This is a genomic window from Neobacillus sp. CF12 (assembly GCF_030348765.1).
Classification (GTDB): Bacteria; Bacillota; Bacilli; order Bacillales; family Cytobacillaceae; genus Neobacillus.
In genome coordinates this window covers 5,564,555-5,582,514 of sequence record NZ_JAUCEU010000007.1, presented here as the reverse complement: position 1 = coordinate 5,582,514, position 17,960 = coordinate 5,564,555, and the positions used below count along the sequence as shown (strand labels likewise).

Sequence of the window (17,960 nt, the reverse complement as noted above, 5' to 3'; positions counted from 1 at the left end):
TTTTTAGGCCTACTCAAGTTCAACTACTGTAGCAACCCCTTGACCGCCGCCAATACAAAGTGTTGCCAACCCTACGCGCGCATTCCGTCTTTTCATTTCATGAATCAATGTGACGAGAATTCTTGCTCCGCTTGCACCAATTGGGTGACCAAGTGCAATCGCCCCGCCATTTACATTTAATATTTCTTTATTAAAATGAAGTTCGCGGTCAACAGCCAATGATTGGGCAGCAAATGCTTCATTCGCTTCAATTAACTCAAGCTCTTCTATAGAAATAGACGTTTTTTCTAGAACTTTTCTTACTGCTGGAACCGGTCCGATTCCCATAATGCTTGGATCCACACCAGCGCTGGCATTTCCTTTAATCGTGACTAATGGTTTCACACCTAATTCGTCTGCTTTTTTCCTGCTCATCACGACTACAACTGCAGCACCATCATTAATGCCTGATGCATTCCCAGCAGTTACACTACCATCTTTTTTAAAGGCAGGACGTAATCCTGCAAGTTTTTCTGCTGTTGTGCCCTTTTTCGGATATTCATCACAATCGAATACAATTGGATCCCCTTTACGCTGTGGGATAATAACAGGAACAATCTCGTCTTTAAACTTTCCTGCTTCAATCGCCTTTGCAGCCTTCTCTTGGCTCCATGCTGAAAACTGATCCTGTTCTTCTCTCGTAATGGAATATTTATCTGCTAAATTTTCAGCCGTCATTCCCATATGATAGTGGTTAAAAACACATTTCAATCCATCGCTAGTCAAAGTATCTACTAATTTTTGATCTCCCATTTTAAAACCATCACGGGCATTTTTTAATAGATAAGGAGCTTGGCTCATATTTTCCATTCCTCCAGCAACAACAATTTCAGCATCGCCTGCTAAAATTGCCTGTGTTGCTAGGTGAACAGCTTTTAAACCCGAGCCACAGACTTTATTAATCGTCATCGAGGAAACGCTTTCAGGAATACCTGCAGAAATAGCAGCCTGTCTAGCAGGGTTTTGACCGAGTCCTGCTTGCAGAACATTCCCTAAAATAACTTCATCTACTTGCTCTGGTTTCAAACCAGCTTTTTCAAGTGCTCCTTTGATAGCGGTCGCTCCTAGGTCAGGTGCGGATACATTTTTTAAACTTCCGTTAAAATTCCCTAGTGCAGTACGTACCGCACTAACAATCACTACTTCTGTTTGGTTCAATCTTCCCACTCCTTTTTAACACTTTTACCTTTACTATTTCGATTTACAACTCTAAAATCCTCTTATTTTGTCAAAATTTCTATTATTCTTGATTTTTAGATTTCAACACCTCTACAATGAAAGTATGAAGGTACAAGGGGGAAAATGATGTTTAATTTACCTAATAACGTAAGAATTATTGAGGTTGGGCCGCGTGATGGATTGCAAAATGAAAAGTTATTTGTTAATACTGAGATAAAAAAGAAGTTTATTATCGCACTTAAAAATGCAGGTCTTCAGGAGATGGAGTTAACTTCGTTCGTTTCTCCAAAATGGGTTCCGCAAATGGGGGACGCAGCTGAAATTGTTGCCGATTGTCTTGATGTGAATGCTCGGAACATTGTCTTGGCACCTAATCGGAAAGGGATTGATCGTGTTTACATGTCTGAATGTAAAGCGGTAGCCTTTTTTGTTGGAGTTAGTAACACCTTCAATCAAAAAAATATTAATAAAACAACTGCTGCTAGTATGGCCGAGTTGAAGCCGCTGATCGCCGAATTAAAAGACAAGAACTACTTTGTCCGCGCTTGTATATCGACAGCATTTTATTGTCCTTATGAGGGGAAAATAAACGAGGTTGATACTATCAGGCTTTGCGGTGAATTTGTTGAGGCTGGGGTCGATGAACTCAGTGTTGCGGATACAATTGGGATGGCCGCCCCACATGAAGCTTATTCCTTGTTTACAAAATTGAAAGGATCATTTCCTAACACCCTGCTTACCGCTCATTTCCATGATACCCGAAAGCTTGCATTGGCCAATATCTTAGCATCGCTTCAAGCAGGTATTGACCGGTTTGATACCTCTGCGGGCGGGCTAGGAGGCTGTCCATTTGCCCCTGGGGCAGCAGGAAACGCTGCAACAGAAGACGTTGTTTATATGCTTGAGCGAATGGGAATTTCCACAGGAGTAGACCTTAATAAACTTGTTGATGCAATTGAAATTGTCCGTCCTCACCTTTCAAGAAAGATTGAAAGCGGCTATTTTAAACTTCACTCTCAAACAGTATAGTTTGACTTAATGAATAATCAGTCATTCATATAAGCACCTTATTAAGTGAAACCACTTGAAGGGAGTCTGAAGATGATGAGTCAAAAACGAGATAAAGGCAATAGCCAAAGGGGTAAGGATTACGCAGAATCAGCTGGTGGAGGAAAACGGATGATTGCGGCTGAAGAATTAGAAAAAGCACTTCATCCTACCAAGAGACAGAATTCAGAGCAATAATTATATTTTTCATTAAGCCGCTAAATGGAGTTAGCGGCTTTTCCTATGGTAAAATAAAAGCCAACGTTAATTACCAAATTATTACTACTGAAAAACCTTTGGGAGGTGTACTGTACTTGTGAGAAAGGCACTGCGAGTTCTTTTATTTTCATTTCTGTTTACATTTTCTTTAGGTTTTTATTTTACAAATCGGCTTATGTATATGAAAAAGAAGGATGAACAATTTATAGTACAGCGGGAAAAGGAAGCGGGAAGATTTAACCCCGAGCATTTCGAATCACTTCCAAAGCGAGAAGTTATCATTGATTCCCCTTTTGGCTATCCCATTAAAGCGCTGCTGGTAGAACCACACGAGTCCAATCGCTATGTGATTATTTCTCATGGTGTGACAGAAACAAAAATTAATTCAATAAAATATATGAATCTATTCTTGGAACGCGGATTTAATGCCGTCATTTACGATCATCGACGCCATGGTGAATCAGGGGGTAAAACAACCAGCTTTGGCCATTATGAAAAATTCGATTTAAAGGCGGTTATAGATTGGTTAAAAAAAGAGAAGGGGCCCACTCTTACGCTTGGTATCCACGGAGAATCCATGGGGGCAGCTACGATGCTTTTGTACGCTGGAATGCTTGAGGATGGCGCAGATTTTTATATAGCGGACTGTCCGTTCTCTGATTTGAAAGAGCAAGTATCTTATCAACTAAAAAAAGAATTCAAAAATGTATCGACATTATTAATTCCAATTGCTGATTTTATTTTACGCTTTCGTGAAAAATATTCGATTCGTCACGTCTCACCCATCTCAGTTATTGAAAATATTAAACATCCTATTCTTTTTATTCACAGCGAAAACGATGATTTTATTCTCCCAACGATGACAAAGGAATTATATGAGAAAAAACAAGGTCCAAAAATGCTTTATCTCGCTGCAAATGGTCGCCATGCTCAGTCATTTAATGAAAATCCCGAAGATTATCGGAGAGTTATCGATAAATTTTTGACCAAATACGTTGAGACTGCTTAATTTGGGATATAGATATTTCATTTATCTGCGTTTCATCAAAACAGACTGCCCAAGTCAAGGGTCAGTCTGTTTTTGCTTTTTTTAACTTATCTAACTTTTTCTAAATGGCGTACAATTTGCCCGTAATGTCCAGTTACGTGCTTAACGATTAAATGGTCGACTAAAAAGGATAACGGTTTTCCGTCAAAGTTAGGATTATAGCTTGGAGCTGTCTTTACTAAATCCTCTGCGTTCACTTTTACAAGTGCTGCCTCCACCTTTGGGACCAAGTTTTGTAGCGCAGTTATGGCATCATCTTTCTTAATACGAGATACCACGTTTTCATCTACTGCAACTAACCGACGTACATGTTCATGATTGCGTCCCCATTTTGCACCGGGAACAACTAGCAGTGCTTCCAAATCTGCAACCCAAAATTCAACTGCCTCTAAAATATGAGATACAATTTGCATCGCTGACCATTCATTTTCCGAAGGTTTAATGAAAAGCGCCGTCTCTTCCGTATTTTTCAATACCGCTGCAATATCTTCTATGCTCTTTTTAAAAGTTTCCACTTTTTCATTCAGTACTGCTGTTGCCATAAAATAGGTCCTCCTCCAATTCACGTAATATATAAATTTTAAAATGCGCTAGAGTTAACTCTAACGCATTTATTTTTGCGAAAAGTTGTAAATTAGCAATTTACACGCTGGTAATTTTTCTTGAAATAGCCATATAGGAAATCGACAACCTTATAATCCGTTGGTTTGTGATTTTCAAAAATAAAGTTACGAAGTGCAAGTGCAGTTGGATCCTCCGCGTGAATAATTTCACCCCATCTGCGTGCTGAACCTTGTACCACTGCAGAACGTGGAATACGAATTTCTTGATATGCGTTAAATGCTTCTTCGTATGAATTATGTTCTTTTAATTTCTCACCTAATACAAACGCATCTTCAAGTGCTTGAACGCCGCCTTGAGCTAAATATTGAAGCATTGCATGACCTGAGTCTCCCAATAGCGTAATTTTGCCTGTTGTCCAGTTGTCGATTGGTTCACGGTCATACATTTGCCAACGGAATTGACGGTTAATGTAAGTTAAAGCGTTTTCAACTTTTGGATGACAATTTTCAAAACGACGTGCCATTTCTTCTGGAGTTCCCCAGTCTTCAACAGTAGCATCATAGGATTTAAATACTACTACTTGGTTATAAAGCTCTCCACGACGAACCGGATATTGTACCATATGCAGGTTTGGTCCAATCCACATGATGACATCATCTAGGTCTAAGTTTGCGTTAGTAGACACTTCTTCGATTGGAATCGTTCCACGATAGGCTACATAGGCAGAGTTTACTGGTTTGTCATCAATCAGTTGCTTACGCATGTTTGATTTTACTCCATCTGCACCAATAACTGCTTCTGTACTAAACGTTTCACCATTTTGGTTGACAATGGTTACCGTATCTCCATTTTGTTCTGCTGTTTGAATCGTTTGATTTGTAAAGAATTTGATATTGCTGCTTTTTTGACATGCTTCATAAAGAACTCTGTGTAAATCAGATCGATGCAATACGATATATGGCTGGCCGAATTCTTTTTGGAAACCTTCCCCTAAATCAAGCGTTGCTAATTCTTTTGCGGTATAAACATCTTTTAGAACGAGACGTTTTGGTAATACCGCATATTTTAATATTTCTTCCTTTACTCCTAGACGGTCTAAAACTTCTAATGCATTAGGTGCCAACTGAATACCGGCACCTACTTCTCCAAATTCAGGTGCTTGCTCAAAAATCGCCACCGATTTACCAGTTTCCTGGATTGATAGAGCTGCTGCTAAACCACCGATTCCTCCACCTACTACAATAATATCGCTTATATTAGTCATTGAAAATCCCTCCTAATTAGGTTATTATTTTCTACAAATAGAGAACAATGTTCCTGATAAGTAAACTTTAAATCATTTTTCATCATTTCGTCAATAAAAAAATTTTTAAATTCTGAAATTTCTTTTAACCAACATTTCTGCACAATGTCCAAAATCAAATTAATAAAGGGGGATCATGATGACAACTGAAACGAAAGCCGCCGGTATACAGTCCTTACAAATTGGGTTAAACATATTAGAAATCTTAGCAATGGATAAAGTGCCTCTAAAATTTACTGATATTCAAAACCGAACCTCTATGACAAAAGGCAATTTATATAAATATTTGGCAACACTATGCCAATTTGGATTAATCTCTCGAAATCCTCATACAAACACCTATACACTTGGACACAAATTAGTTCAGTTAGGAAATGTTGCTTTAGGCCAATCTTCTTTAATTGAAGTGGTTATTCCTTATTTCAAAAAGATTACTGAGAACACGAATCTAACAGTTTTACTAGCTGTTCCTTCTATAAAGGGACCATTAATTTCATTTATTTTAAGTGCAGATTATGGAATAAATATCGGTGCACAAATGGGGACACACTTGCCGCTCTCTTCTTCTACTGGAGTCGTTTTTTCTGCCTTTGAAAAAGATGTCATTACGAAGGAATGGAAAGAAGCAGAATTATCGAAGCTCACTAAAAGTAAAATAAAGCAATTTCAAGGGGAAATAGAAAAAACAAGAGCATTGTTTTTTGCATCGAAAACGGAACCGCTAATTAATCATGTCTCATCTTTTAGTGTCCCGATATTAAATTTCAATAATGAACTGCTCGGTGCCATTACCATCGTTGGTATTACTGAGACAGTACCAAAAACTGCCGACCATCACATTGGACAATATGTTCTCAATGTCGCAAAAGAAATTTCGGAATATTTCGGTTTCAAGAAATAGATTTCTGAAAACAAATAATATTGACAATTTTGTTAAAACCCATTAATATTTTTTATAAATAGTGAACTAGTTTCACAAATAGTGAGTATGAGGAGGACAATCATGAAACTTATTAATTATACGGTCGCTGGGCATACACGTGCAGGGGCAATCGTTGACAACCAGGTAATCGACTTAAACTATGCCTACCAAGCCCAATTAAAAGCAGAAGGAAAATACAGATTCGAAGCAATCGCAAAAGCATATGTGCCAGAAAATACAGACGAGTTATACCAAGGTGGTAAAGAATCGCTGATTCTTGCACAAAATGCAATCGATTTCATTCTTGCTAATCCTGAAAGTTTTGATAAAAAAGTAATTTACAATCGCGAAGAAGTTAAAGTAGGAGCACCTGTTCAAAAGCCAGGCAAAATTATTTGTGTTGGTCACAACTACCGCGAACACATTTTAGAAATGGGTCGAGAACTCCCATCACACCCAGTTATTTTCGCTAAATTTGCCAATACAATCTTGGGGCCTGAGGACGATATTCCACACTATCCGATTTCTGAACAACTTGACTATGAGGCAGAATTTACCTTTGTTGTTGGCAAACAAGCGCGCAATGTTGCCGAAGAAGATGCATTAGACTATGTTGCAGGTTACACCATTACAAATGATGTAACTTATCGTGATATCCAACGACGCACACTTCAATGGTTACAAGGAAAAACCGTAGATGGCAGTGCACCAATGGGACCATATTTAGTAACATCCGATGAATTACAAAATCCATCTGGCTTAGATGTTGTTCTTAAAGTAAATGGTGAAGTACGTCAAAAAACGAATACTGCCAATCTAGTATTCTCCGTCCAAAAATTAGTAGCTTTCTTATCAAATTTAATGACGTTAGAGCCAGGAGATGTTGTATTAACAGGGACTCCTGGAGGGGTTGGAGTTGCGATGAATCCTCCGCAATTTTTAAAAGATGGAGATGTTGTTCGTATTGAAATCGACCAAATTGGCGCCCTTGAAAATAAAGTAAAGGCAACAGAAGTCCTAGCCAGTGTTTAATTAGATTTGCAAGGGGTCAAGCAGCATGGGCTGCTCCCCTTTTCTCTATTAATTTGAATAATAAAGGAGAATGTGAAATGGCTGAAGTAAATCCAGAAGTTCAAGAGTTTATGAAAAGTTCGATTGTAACCGATTACACAAGAGATATTCAACAATACAACTTAGGACCTCTATGGGAAGCTATTCCTACAATTATGCACAAAACGCCAAAGCCTCAAGCACAAGCTTATCTTTGGAGCGATGAATTAATCAAAAAGAAAATGGCTGAAGCAGCACAAATCTTCACTCCTGATCGTGGCGGGGAACGTCGTGCTATTTATTTTCAAAATCCTGGTTTAACGTATCGTGAACCTTGGGGATGGGGATCCACTACTCAAACGATTTATGCAGCGGTTCAAATGTTATTGCCTGGTGAAAAAGCGCCATCTCACCGTCACTCACAAAGTGCATTGCGCTTCATTTCTGAAGGTTCAGGCGCATATACGATTGTGCAGGGTGAGCGTATTTTTATGGAGGAAGGTGACTTTTTAATTACTCCTAAAAATTTATGGCATGGGCACGCACATTTAGGGACTGAGCCTATGTATTGGATGGATGCCTTAGATATTCCTACTATTTACGCAATCGGTGGTACGTTCTTTGAACCTTATGAAGATGGTTTACAGCAGCCAGATATTCCAGATAATTTTTCAGAGAGACGTTATCGCGGCGGGATGGTTCGTCCTGTTGGTGATGATAAATATACAGTTGCTCCCCTTGCAAATTACAAATGGGATCGCACAGTAGAAGGAATTAAAGGCTTGATGGAATTCGATCCAGACCCACACCATGGATTTGCTGTAGAGTACATTAACCCATCCACAGGTAAACCCGCTAACCCAACGCTTGGCACAAGAATGCAGCATTTGCCGCATGGTTTTAAAACAAAGGCATTACGCCATACACACTCAACTGTTTACCAAGTACACAAAGGTTCAGGTCACACAATCATTAATGGCATCCGTTTTGATTGGAAAAAAGGCGATTACTTCGTTGTTCCAAACTGGGCTTGGTATGAACACTCTGCATCAGAAGACTCTTACCTATTCTCAGTCAACGATTTACCAATTATGAACCGTTTTGACTTAGAACAAGAGCAATCATTTGAAGAAAACAACGGCCATCAAAAAGTTACTGGCGAATTTAAAGCGGACTTCCGTTAAAAATTCAAAAAGAGCGTATCCAAAATGGAGACGCTCTTTTGATGTTTACACATCCGTTATCCTGATATCTGCAATATCAGCAATCGGAATGCGGTGTACTTCTTCAAAGTGATCGACAATATGAAGCCTCCCAGTCATTTCGTCCCAATAGTGGATTTTCCCAATGACAAGTTCATAATTTTGATTTCGATAATGAGTAATGGTAACGGATTGGTCGAATTCGATTGCTTCAGATAAGGTCGCATTCATAAGTTCAAGCTGCTGCTCATCTATTTCTTTTTTTACTTCATACTGATCTTCTTTTACCCAATCCCTAAGCAATTTAATATGCTCAGGAAGCATCATCGAAACCCATTTGATTCTTCCACGGTCGCGAATCATTGGACTCCCCCTCTCTTAAATATTTCTTATCTTTTATGCCCCCCCACAAGCGTGGCCCGGTGCTTTGCGGTTCCAGCTGCCGTATAGGAAACAGCCCGTAACAAGGAACCTGAACCAAAGCGTCTGCGGACAGAATCAACCACATAGCCCAGCTCTCGCCGCTTTACCGCACCCATGTCAAAAAGATCAAGCTGAAACTCGTGGTCATCGACGATGTTTCCGATACTAATTGCAATTTGCCTTACTGTTTTCCCGGTATAATGTTCATGGAATAATTCCAGGCAGACGCGGTACAGGTCCATCGTTACATTTGTTGGCTGCTTGATAGTTCTTGAGCGATGAAAACCGCCGCCGAGTTCATCTTGGCTATACCCAATGCTAAGGCTAATGGTTCTCCCGGCTTTACGGCGGGATCTCGCTCTTCGGGCTACTTCTTCACACATTTCTAAAATCACATGCTTAATTTCTTCTTCCTCTTTATAATCTCTTAAAAGAATTTGGCTTTTTCCAAAGCTGATTTGTCCCTCAACAAGAGGCGCTCCCAAGTCTGAAAGGTCGACTCCCCAAGCATGATGATAAAGTTGATTGCCCATGATTCCGAATTTTTTTTCGAGCGCTTCTAAATCATATCGAGCCAATTGACCAACCGTGAAAATGCCCATCCCATTTAATGTTTTTTCAACACGCCTGCCAATCCCCCACATTTCTCTTAACGGTGAAACATTCCAAAGCTTTGTCTGGACATCCTCATACTTCCATTCCGCGATTCCATGCTTCTTTGCTTCAAGATCGAGGCAAAGCTTCGACAGTAACATATTAGGGCCAATTCCGACCGCACATGGAAGCTGAAATTCACGTTCGATATCTTTCTTTATTTTTGCGGCAACCGTAAAGGCATCTCCCCACAAATGGAGTACTCCATCCACCTTGATGAAACTTTCATCAACGCTATACGTATGAATCGCTTCCTTTGGTACATAACGATTAAACAGGCGGGTGATTTCCGTAGAAATACGTAAATACGTTGCCATTTTTGGCTCGACCACTTGAATGCGCGGGTCATCTGGAATCTCAAATAGCCTAGAACCTGTTTTAATTCCAAATTCTTTCTTCAAACACGGTGAAGCGGCAAGCACAACACTTCCATTACGTTCTTTGTTACCTGCCACAGCTAAATAACAAGTCAAGGGATCAAGACCAAGCATGACAGCGGAACAACTTGCGTAAAAGCTCTTCATGTCAACACATAAAATTTGATTGTGCGGTAACGTGCTATAATCAACCATGACTTTTCCTCCAATTCAAAAGCGAGGGCGCCCGGAGCTAGACACACTATTTTGACGAACGTTTGTTCTTTATATTATATACACATCTTAAGCGAATATGCGTTCGTATTCAATGGAAATTTTTTGCTAGGTTGTTATTTGGGCGGAGGAAAAAACGATATAATGAGATTGAGGTGTCCGTTATGGAGAAAAAGTTAATTATAAAAATGATAAAAAATTGCTTTAAACAATATTATTCCGAAGTAGATTTATTGCCAATGACCAGTGGAGATTTAGAGGAACTTGTGGATCGGATTATTCAAATGAAAGCAGATCAGCCAACTGTAGATTTATACGAGGCTGTAAACGATACGGTATACGAATTTTTAACAGGGTAATAACAAAAAGTAAAACCGCTGTCGCGGTTTTACTTTTTGTTAAATGCCTTTTTTCCAATTGTTTCGAAAAGTCTTGGAAAAAGCACATATACGACACTGCCCATATTCATCCAGCGCGGCAGGTTGATTTCTCTTGTTTTCGTAAGCATGCTATCGACAACTTTCTGCGCAACATACTCCGGCTGCAGCATAAACTTTTGAACATTTTTAACATACGTACCTTTTTCATCGGCGATGTTAAAAAAGTTGGTTGCAATCGGTCCCGGATTCACAGATGTTACCCGAACATTATAATCACTAAGTTCCATTCTAAGTGAATTGGTATAGCCGAGAACCGCATGCTTGGTAGCTGAATAAACACTTGACTTCGGTGTAGCGATTTTTCCCGCCTGGGAGGCAATATTAATAATATGACCGAAGCGGCGTTCACGCATTTTCGGGAGCACCATGCTTGTGCACGCCATCAGTCCAACAACATTGACATCAAACATGCCTTTAATTTCATCCATGGTTGCTTCATGTGCTTCACGGAAAACGCCAAAACCTGCATTATTTACAAGAATATCAATATGGTCAATTTTCGCGGTTATTTCACTAAAAACATCTTTTACTTTTTCCGTGTCTGAAACATCTAGTTGATAGACATCGACCCTTACTTGATGCTTTTGCCGCAAATCCGTTTGCAGCTGCTTCAGCTTTTCTATACTCCGTGCAATTAGGACAAGATTGGCGCCACTTTGCCCGCATAGCTTGGCAATTTCCGCACCTATTCCTCCTGATGCACCGGTAATAACAATATTTTTTCCTTTAAGTTGTTCCCTAGCCATACTAACACCTCAATCAGCTTGATAAAGGACAGGTTGCTGCTCCTTACTACTAATCTCGCCGAAAGACGCTAATTAGTCAAGTTGTCCTACTCGGAGTTTCAGCCTGCCATTTTTAAAAAATATAAATAATAAATTTAAAAATTCAGAAACTTATACTTGACAGACAGCCCGGTTATCCCGGATAATCACTATTAAAATTTAATTTGTAAAATGCGATGACTAAGACTAGTAAATGAAAAATGGCAATAGAGAGTGAAGTCCTCAGGCTGAAAGACCTCACAGCCCTCTTGATCATTGAACCTACCTTATGAGCACTTAGGAAAACCTAACGTAAATCCGGCGTTATCGGAGTCGAGTGAACCCTAAAGTGCTTTTGTTTTGCTTGGGGTAAATAAAGGTGGTACCACGGAAGATAGACCTTTCGTCCTTTTTGGATGAAGGGTCTTTTTGTATTTATTAATAAATTAGGGGGCAATAGTCATGAAAAAATTAGTATTTATCGGTGCCGGTTCGATGGCGGAAGCATTTATTTCAGGAATTCTAGAGAAAAGTTTAATTGATAGAAAAAATATTTGGGTTACAAACAATTCAAATGCACAGAGGCTGAAGGAGTTAAGCAACACATATGGTGTCCACACCACCTATGATTTAAACGAATTGTTTTCTGGTGCAGACATCGTCATTTTATCGATGAAACCAAAGGATGCCGCAACAGCCATTCAAGCTATTCGTGAATATTTATCCGAAAAAATGCTGGTAGTTTCTGTATTAGCTGGTGTGTCCATGAGCACGATTGAAACTTTAGCGAGATTACCGATTGCCATTGTTCGAGCAATGCCAAATACATCAGCCGCTGTTGGTAAATCAGCCACCGCCGTTGCTGTAAATGAGCGCGTTACCCCTCATCAAATTGAATTAATGAAAAAGCTATTTGGAACAGTCGGCTTAACTTCTTTTGTTGAGGAGGAACAACTAGATGCTGTAACAGGTCTATCTGGCAGTGGCCCAGCTTATATTTATTACCTTATTGAAGCCATGGAAAAAAGTGCAGTAGAAGTTGGGCTAGATAAGGAAATGGCGAGTGAACTAATTGTGCAAACATTAATTGGGGCCGCAGAGATGGTCAAAAACTCCACGAAATCATCGGAGCAGTTACGAAGAGATGTAACAAGTCCAGGCGGAACCACAGAAGCAGGTGTTAGGGTACTTGAAGAACATCAAGTCCAGCAGGCGTTCATTTCTTGTATTAAGGCCGCAACTACCCAATCAAAAAAAATGGGAGCTGCCTTACGTTCACAGTTAGAAGTGTCAGAACCAACATCTTAATTTGGATGTTTGGGCACTATTCATATAAACTAGGTTAAAAAGACTTTGGAGTGTGCGCAGGTGCTAACGATATTATTTTTTATTGGTATCCTAGTCTGGACTGTTTTTCTCTCAGACGGATTAATAGGTTTACGAAAAATAGACTCTTTAGAAGCTGAAGAAGGCTTAGAGAATGGGCCTCTGTTATCCGTTATAGTAGCCGCGCGTAATGAGGAACAGCAAATTAAAACAAGTATTCTCAGTCAGTTAGCGCAAACATACAGAAATGTTGAGTGGATTCTCGTCAATGATCGATCAACCGATGCTACCGGTCTTAGGATGGAAGAGTTGAAAAAAGAAGATCAACGAGTTTCCATCATCCATATTGAAGAATTACCAGAAGGATGGCTTGGAAAAAATAACGCCTTATATCATGGATTCCTGCAAGCTTCTGGAAAATGGCTGCTGTTTACCGATGCGGACGTTAAATTTGAAGAAGAGGCATTTGCAAAGGCATTAAGATATTTTGAACGCCACCAGCTAGATCATTTGACTGCCGCACCCAACTTAAGTGCCAAGAAATTTTGGTTAAAGACATTTATAGCTTTTTTCTTATTTGGATTTTCCTATTTTAAACGCCCTTGGGCAGCCAATAACCCAAAGTCAAAAATCGGGACTGGGATTGGCGCATTTAACCTTATTTTGAAGGAATCGTATGAGGCGTTCGGAACACATGAGAAGGTGAAGATGAGGCCGGATGACGACTTACAGCTTGGAATGAGAATGAAGCAAGCAGGCTATCGTCAGAGGATTGTCACGGCACTTAAACTAATTGAGGTAGAATGGTATGGGAGTTTACGTGAGGCATTTGTCGGACTGGAAAAGAATACGTTTGCCGGATTACATTATCGAGTGAGCATGGTGATCTTTGCGGTATTTGGTGTATTTATTACCAATGTCCTGCCCTTTATCACGATATTTTCTTCTGATAAAATAGTCTCCCTCTTAAGCTTAGGAGTTATCTTATTAAGTGGTATTCATTACGTAATGGTCATCAAAAAAATGACGGTATTCTCCCCTTCTATGTTTCTCGTATTACCCGTTACTGCTTTATTATTTATCTACTCCATCATTCGTGCCAGCATCCTAACCTATAAACGCGGCGGAATCATGTGGAGAGGCACACTATACAAGTTAAGCGAATTAAGGAAAAAAGAGTAATGCACTTATTTTTAATAAATGAGTGCATTTTGCTATACTATAATTGACTTCTGTATAGTGTAGTGACCGAAAAGTTAATGCAGTAATGGGTTGGGTCACTCTAGATAGTCTTGAGTGACCCAACACTCTTTTCAGAATGGGGTTCGGTCACTCCAGATGATCTGCATTAACCCAACGCTCTTTACAGAATAGGTTTCGGTCACTCCAGATGGTCTGCATTGACCCAACGCTCTTTCCAAATCAGGTTTGGGTCACTCAAGGAAGCCTATAGCGACCCAAACTTGATTTCCAAAAACGGATCGTATGTACATATGAATAATAGTAGGAGGAATTTTATGTCTGCAAAATTGTTTTCGCCTTTTACGATTAAGGATGTAACACTGAAAAATCGAATTGTAATGGCACCGATGTGCATGTATTCAAGTCATAACGAAGATGGTCAAATTCAGAATTGGCACCGCACTCATTATACAAGCCGGGCAGTTGGACAAGTTGGGCTGATTATTGTTGAAGCAACTGCAGTAACTCCACAAGGCAGGATTTCACCAAGGGATTTAGGAATTTGGAGCGATGACCACATTAAAGGGCTCACAGAACTCGTTAACCTGATGAAGGAACAGGGTGCTAAAACAGGTATTCAGCTTGCCCATGCGGGTAGAAAGGCAGTCCTAGAGGGTGATATACTTGCTCCTTCGGCCATAGCTTTTAACGAAAAAATGAAAACTCCAAAAGAAATGACGACAGAAGATATTAAGGAAACAGTTGAGGCTTTCAAAAATGGGGCCGAACGGGCAGCAAAGGCTGGTTTTGATGTGATTGAAATACATGCTGCTCATGGCTATTTAATTAATGAGTTCCTTTCACCTCTATCAAATAAACGAACCGATGAATATGGTGGATCTGCTGAAAATCGCTACCGCTTCCTTCGCGAAATAATTGAAGGAATCAAAACCGTCTGGGATGGAGTGCTGTTTGTACGAGTTTCTGCACATGAATATCATGAAGAAGGGTTGACACCGCTAGATTATGTATTTTTCAGCCAATGGATGAAGGAACAAGGGGTAGATTTAATTGATCCAAGCTCTGGAGGTGTCATACCAGCACAGATTAATGTGTATCCAGGCTATCAAGTTCCTTATTCCGAAACCATTAGAAATGGTGCTGAAATTTCTACAGGAGCAGTGGGATTAATTACAACTGGTATACAAGCAGAGGAAATCCTTCAAAATGAGCGTGCCGATTTAGTCTTTTTAGCTCGAGAATTATTACGTGACCCCTATTGGCCAAGAACTGCAGCCAAGGAACTAGGCATAACCATTGAAGGACCCAAACAGTATGTACTCGGTTGGAAATAACGAATGAAGACGGCTTTTGGCCGTCTTTTTTCGTTATTTACTCTGGATATTTATTTCCTTAAAGTCTTCGGCAATTTCTGTATTCGGAAAAATCTCCTGTGCTTCCTTGACTAACTCCAGCCATGCTTGCCGGTCGTAGCGTGAACTGATATGTGTTAAGCAAAGTTGCTTACTTCCAGATCGTTTTGCCACCTCTGCAGCCTGATGGGTGGTCGAGTGAAAATAATCATAGGCAAGGTTCTCCTCCCCTTTAGAGAAGGTTGCTTCATGAATTAATAGATCTGCATCCTGTGCTAAGGAAATTGCATTATCACAGTATCTTGTGTCCCCTAGAATGGTTACAATCCGCCCTTTTTGGTCCGGACCCAAAAACTCTTCAGGTACAATCACTCTTCCATCTTCAAGTGTAATACTTTCACCTTCTTTAATTTTTCGAAATATTGGTCCTGGCTGTACTCCTGCTTCGACCAACTTATCCGCTAATAACGTCCCGGACTTGTCCTTTTCAATAATCCGATAGCCATAGGAAGGAATGCCGTGATCTAGTAATTTTGCTTCAACGATAAACTGTTCATCTTCGAAAATAATTCCTTCTTCAATCTCAATGACTCTTAGTGGATATTTTAGATAGGTTTGACTGACTGAAAGGCTGATCGTAATATATTCTTTCAGACCTTTTGGTCCATAAACCGTCACTTCTGATTCCCCGCCTTGAAAAGAACGGCTCGCTAAAAGTCCAGGAAGACCATAGATATGATCGCCATGTAGGTGCGTAATAAAAACTTTCTCGATTCTGCGAGGTTTTATCGAAGTATGTAAAATTTGGTGCTGTGTCGCTTCACCGGCATCGAACAACCAAATGGCTCCTCGTTCCTCCAGTAATTTTAAAGCGATGGACGTAACATTACGGAGCTTAGCAGGTATTCCAGCACCCGTTCCTAAAAAAAGAATGTCCAAAAAAACCACTCCTTGTCGATTATTGTATAAATAATATAGCATATCACTTGCACAAATACCCTGTTTCCATGGTATTCTCTTTTAAAGGATTAGATTTCGATACATGCTTGGGTCGATTTTTGCTAAATCTAAATTGAATACATATAAGGAGAGGTAATTATTGTGGAACAATCTAGAAATATGACATCATTAATCATGATATTTGGTGCAACTGGAGATTTAGCTATTCGAAAGCTCTTTCCCTCCCTATACCGCTTATTTCAAAAAGGAAAGCTAGATAAATTTGCGGTAATTGGTGTGGCTAGGAGACCCTTATCTACTGAAGATTTTCAAAATTCTGTTAAGGACTCTGTTTTAACCGCACTCGGGAAAAAGGATAATATTGATGAATTTGCTTCTCATTTTTACTATCAGTCACACGATGTAGCAGATTCTAAATCCTATTTAGCTTTAAAAAATCTAGCTGAGCAAATTGATGAGAAATACAACTTAGAAGGGAATCGAATTTTTTATCTTGCGATGGCACCCGAATTCTTTGGCCCAATCGCATTACATTTGAAATCTGATGGATTAACAGATGTAAAAGGCTACAAACGTCTTGTGATAGAAAAACCATTCGGTCATAACTTAGAATCTGCAAAAGAATTAAATGAACAAATCCGTACTGCTTTTTCAGAAGAAGAAGTTTACCGAATTGATCACTATTTAGGAAAAGAAATGGTCAGAAATATTGAAGTAATTCGTTTTGCCAATGCCATTTTTGAGCCGCTATGGAATAATCGTTATATTTCCAATATACAAATTACCTCTAGCGAAGTCCTCGGTGTTGAAGAACGAGGTCGTTATTATGAAACAAGCGGTGCCCTCCGGGATATGGTTCAGAACCATATGATGCAAATGGTAGCACTACTCGCCATGGAACCACCGATTAAGCTAACGACCGATGAAGTGCGTTCCGAGAAAGTCAGAGTGTTTCGTTCATTAAGAATGATTGAGGGCGAAAAAATAAATAAATATTTTGTCCGGGGACAATATGGTTCTGGTATGGTCGAGGATCAACAGGTTCCTGAATATCGCGCAGAACCTATGGTAGACAAGGAGTCAAATACAGAAACCTTTGTGGCCGGGAAGATTATGATTGATAATTTCCGCTGGGCAGGTGTACCTTTTTACATTCGAACCGGTAAAAGAATGACAACAAAATCAACAAAGATTGTTGTGCAATTTAAAGACATTCCGATGAATCTTTATTATCAGCCAGAAAAACTAATCAATCCAAATCTCCTTGTCATCCACATCCAGCCAGAGGAAGGTATTACACTGCATCTCAATGCTAAAAAAGCTGGTGGACATCTCGATGCCCAAGAGGTAAAGCTAAGCTTTGCTAATACGGGTATTCATGCAATGAACACTCCTGAAGGGTATGAAAAGCTCCTGTATGATTGTATGCGTGGTGATGCAACCAACTTTACTCACTGGGATGAAGTCGCCTATTCTTGGGCCTTTGTGGACAATATTTCAGAAGTATGGGAAAAAACGAAAGCCGATTACTATCCAAATTATGAATCTGGTTCAATGGGACCGAAAGCCGCTGATGAACTCTTAGAAAAAGACGGGTTCTTCTGGTGGCCAGTAACTGCTTTAGAAGTAGATATTTGTAAATAAGCCTAATAAAAGCTCCGCTCTTGTTCATAGA

Annotated in this window: 18 protein-coding genes; 11 read left to right on the top strand and 7 right to left on the bottom strand. The window is 39.7% G+C overall.

Annotation, left to right across the window (positions count from 1 at the left end; translation table 11 throughout):
* Positions 1 to 9 precede the first annotated feature (9 nt).
* The gene (locus tag QUG14_RS26745; protein ID WP_289343507.1) at positions 10 to 1,197 is read right to left on the bottom strand and encodes an acetyl-CoA C-acetyltransferase; all 1,188 of its coding nucleotides are present in this window, start codon (positions 1,195 to 1,197) and stop codon (positions 10 to 12) included.
* A 147-nt stretch (positions 1,198 to 1,344) separates the two neighbouring features.
* Between QUG14_RS26745 and QUG14_RS26740 the strand changes: the two genes are divergently transcribed.
* The 3 genes from QUG14_RS26740 (at position 1,345) to QUG14_RS26730 (ending at position 3,493) form a co-directional block, all read left to right on the top strand.
* Positions 1,345 to 2,247 carry a hydroxymethylglutaryl-CoA lyase gene (locus QUG14_RS26740; RefSeq protein ID WP_483310764.1) on the top strand — a complete coding sequence of 301 codons (903 nt, stop codon included), beginning with the start codon at positions 1,345 to 1,347 and terminating at the stop codon, positions 2,245 to 2,247.
* 75 nt (positions 2,248 to 2,322) lie between these two features.
* Positions 2,323 to 2,463, top strand: a complete 141-nt coding sequence (locus QUG14_RS26735; RefSeq protein ID WP_289343505.1) for a hypothetical protein — start codon at positions 2,323 to 2,325, stop codon at positions 2,461 to 2,463.
* Positions 2,464 to 2,581: 118 nt separating this feature from the next.
* The gene (locus QUG14_RS26730; RefSeq protein WP_289343504.1) at positions 2,582 to 3,493 is read left to right on the top strand and encodes an alpha/beta hydrolase; all 912 of its coding nucleotides are present in this window, start codon (positions 2,582 to 2,584) and stop codon (positions 3,491 to 3,493) included.
* A gap of 86 nt (positions 3,494 to 3,579) precedes the next feature.
* Here QUG14_RS26730 and QUG14_RS26725 read toward each other — a convergent pair whose 3' ends face one another.
* Entirely contained in the window at positions 3,580 to 4,074 is a 495-nt protein-coding gene (locus QUG14_RS26725) for a DinB family protein (RefSeq protein WP_289343503.1), read from the bottom strand.
* 92 nt (positions 4,075 to 4,166) lie between these two features.
* Positions 4,167 to 5,360: an FAD-dependent monooxygenase gene (locus tag QUG14_RS26720; protein WP_289343502.1), complete on the bottom strand. Its 1,194-nt coding sequence runs from the start codon at positions 5,358 to 5,360 to the stop codon at positions 4,167 to 4,169.
* Positions 5,361 to 5,538: 178 nt separating this feature from the next.
* Between QUG14_RS26720 and QUG14_RS26715 the strand changes: the two genes are divergently transcribed.
* The 3 genes from QUG14_RS26715 (at position 5,539) to QUG14_RS26705 (ending at position 8,555) form a co-directional block, all read left to right on the top strand.
* Positions 5,539 to 6,300: an IclR family transcriptional regulator gene (locus tag QUG14_RS26715; protein WP_289343501.1), complete on the top strand. Its 762-nt coding sequence runs from the start codon at positions 5,539 to 5,541 to the stop codon at positions 6,298 to 6,300.
* A 102-nt stretch (positions 6,301 to 6,402) separates the two neighbouring features.
* A complete protein-coding gene (locus QUG14_RS26710) occupies positions 6,403 to 7,353 on the top strand; it encodes a fumarylacetoacetate hydrolase family protein (protein WP_289343500.1) in 951 nt (316 codons plus the stop codon).
* Between the two features lie 77 nt (positions 7,354 to 7,430).
* Complete coding sequence (locus QUG14_RS26705) at positions 7,431 to 8,555, top strand: cupin domain-containing protein (RefSeq protein WP_289343499.1); 1,125 nt, start codon at positions 7,431 to 7,433, stop codon at positions 8,553 to 8,555.
* 45 nt (positions 8,556 to 8,600) lie between these two features.
* On the opposite strand, the gene QUG14_RS26700 is transcribed toward QUG14_RS26705, so the two are convergent.
* Positions 8,601 to 8,936, bottom strand: coding sequence for a YolD-like family protein (locus QUG14_RS26700; RefSeq protein WP_289343498.1), 336 nt, complete (start codon positions 8,934 to 8,936; stop codon positions 8,601 to 8,603).
* A gap of 26 nt (positions 8,937 to 8,962) precedes the next feature.
* Positions 8,963 to 10,222, bottom strand: a complete 1,260-nt coding sequence (locus QUG14_RS26695) for a Y-family DNA polymerase (protein WP_289343497.1) — start codon at positions 10,220 to 10,222, stop codon at positions 8,963 to 8,965.
* Between the two features lie 182 nt (positions 10,223 to 10,404).
* On the opposite strand from QUG14_RS26695, the gene QUG14_RS26690 reads away from it, so the two are divergent.
* On the top strand, positions 10,405 to 10,599 hold the full coding sequence (locus tag QUG14_RS26690; RefSeq protein WP_289343496.1) for a YqzH family protein: 195 nt from the start codon (positions 10,405 to 10,407) through the stop codon (positions 10,597 to 10,599).
* Positions 10,600 to 10,628: 29 nt separating this feature from the next.
* Here QUG14_RS26690 and QUG14_RS26685 read toward each other — a convergent pair whose 3' ends face one another.
* Positions 10,629 to 11,426 (bottom strand): SDR family NAD(P)-dependent oxidoreductase, encoded by a 798-nt coding sequence (locus tag QUG14_RS26685; RefSeq protein WP_289343495.1) that lies wholly within the window; start codon positions 11,424 to 11,426, stop codon positions 10,629 to 10,631.
* A 480-nt stretch (positions 11,427 to 11,906) separates the two neighbouring features.
* Between QUG14_RS26685 and proC the strand changes: the two genes are divergently transcribed.
* The 3 genes from proC to namA all read left to right on the top strand — a co-directional run bounded on the left by proC (position 11,907) and on the right by namA (position 15,307).
* The gene (proC, locus tag QUG14_RS26680; protein WP_289343494.1) at positions 11,907 to 12,752 is read left to right on the top strand and encodes a pyrroline-5-carboxylate reductase; all 846 of its coding nucleotides are present in this window, start codon (positions 11,907 to 11,909) and stop codon (positions 12,750 to 12,752) included.
* 60 nt (positions 12,753 to 12,812) lie between these two features.
* Complete coding sequence (locus QUG14_RS26675) at positions 12,813 to 13,952, top strand: glycosyltransferase family 2 protein (RefSeq protein WP_289343493.1); 1,140 nt, start codon at positions 12,813 to 12,815, stop codon at positions 13,950 to 13,952.
* Between the two features lie 335 nt (positions 13,953 to 14,287).
* A complete protein-coding gene (gene namA, locus QUG14_RS26670; protein ID WP_289343492.1) occupies positions 14,288 to 15,307 on the top strand; it encodes an NADPH dehydrogenase NamA in 1,020 nt (339 codons plus the stop codon).
* A gap of 33 nt (positions 15,308 to 15,340) precedes the next feature.
* Here namA and rnz read toward each other — a convergent pair whose 3' ends face one another.
* A complete protein-coding gene (gene rnz, locus QUG14_RS26665) occupies positions 15,341 to 16,264 on the bottom strand; it encodes a ribonuclease Z (RefSeq protein WP_289343491.1) in 924 nt (307 codons plus the stop codon).
* 195 nt (positions 16,265 to 16,459) lie between these two features.
* Between rnz and zwf the strand changes: the two genes are divergently transcribed.
* Positions 16,460 to 17,929: a glucose-6-phosphate dehydrogenase gene (zwf, locus tag QUG14_RS26660; protein ID WP_289344246.1), complete on the top strand. Its 1,470-nt coding sequence runs from the start codon at positions 16,460 to 16,462 to the stop codon at positions 17,927 to 17,929.
* The last annotated feature ends 31 nt before the right edge of the window (positions 17,930 to 17,960 follow it).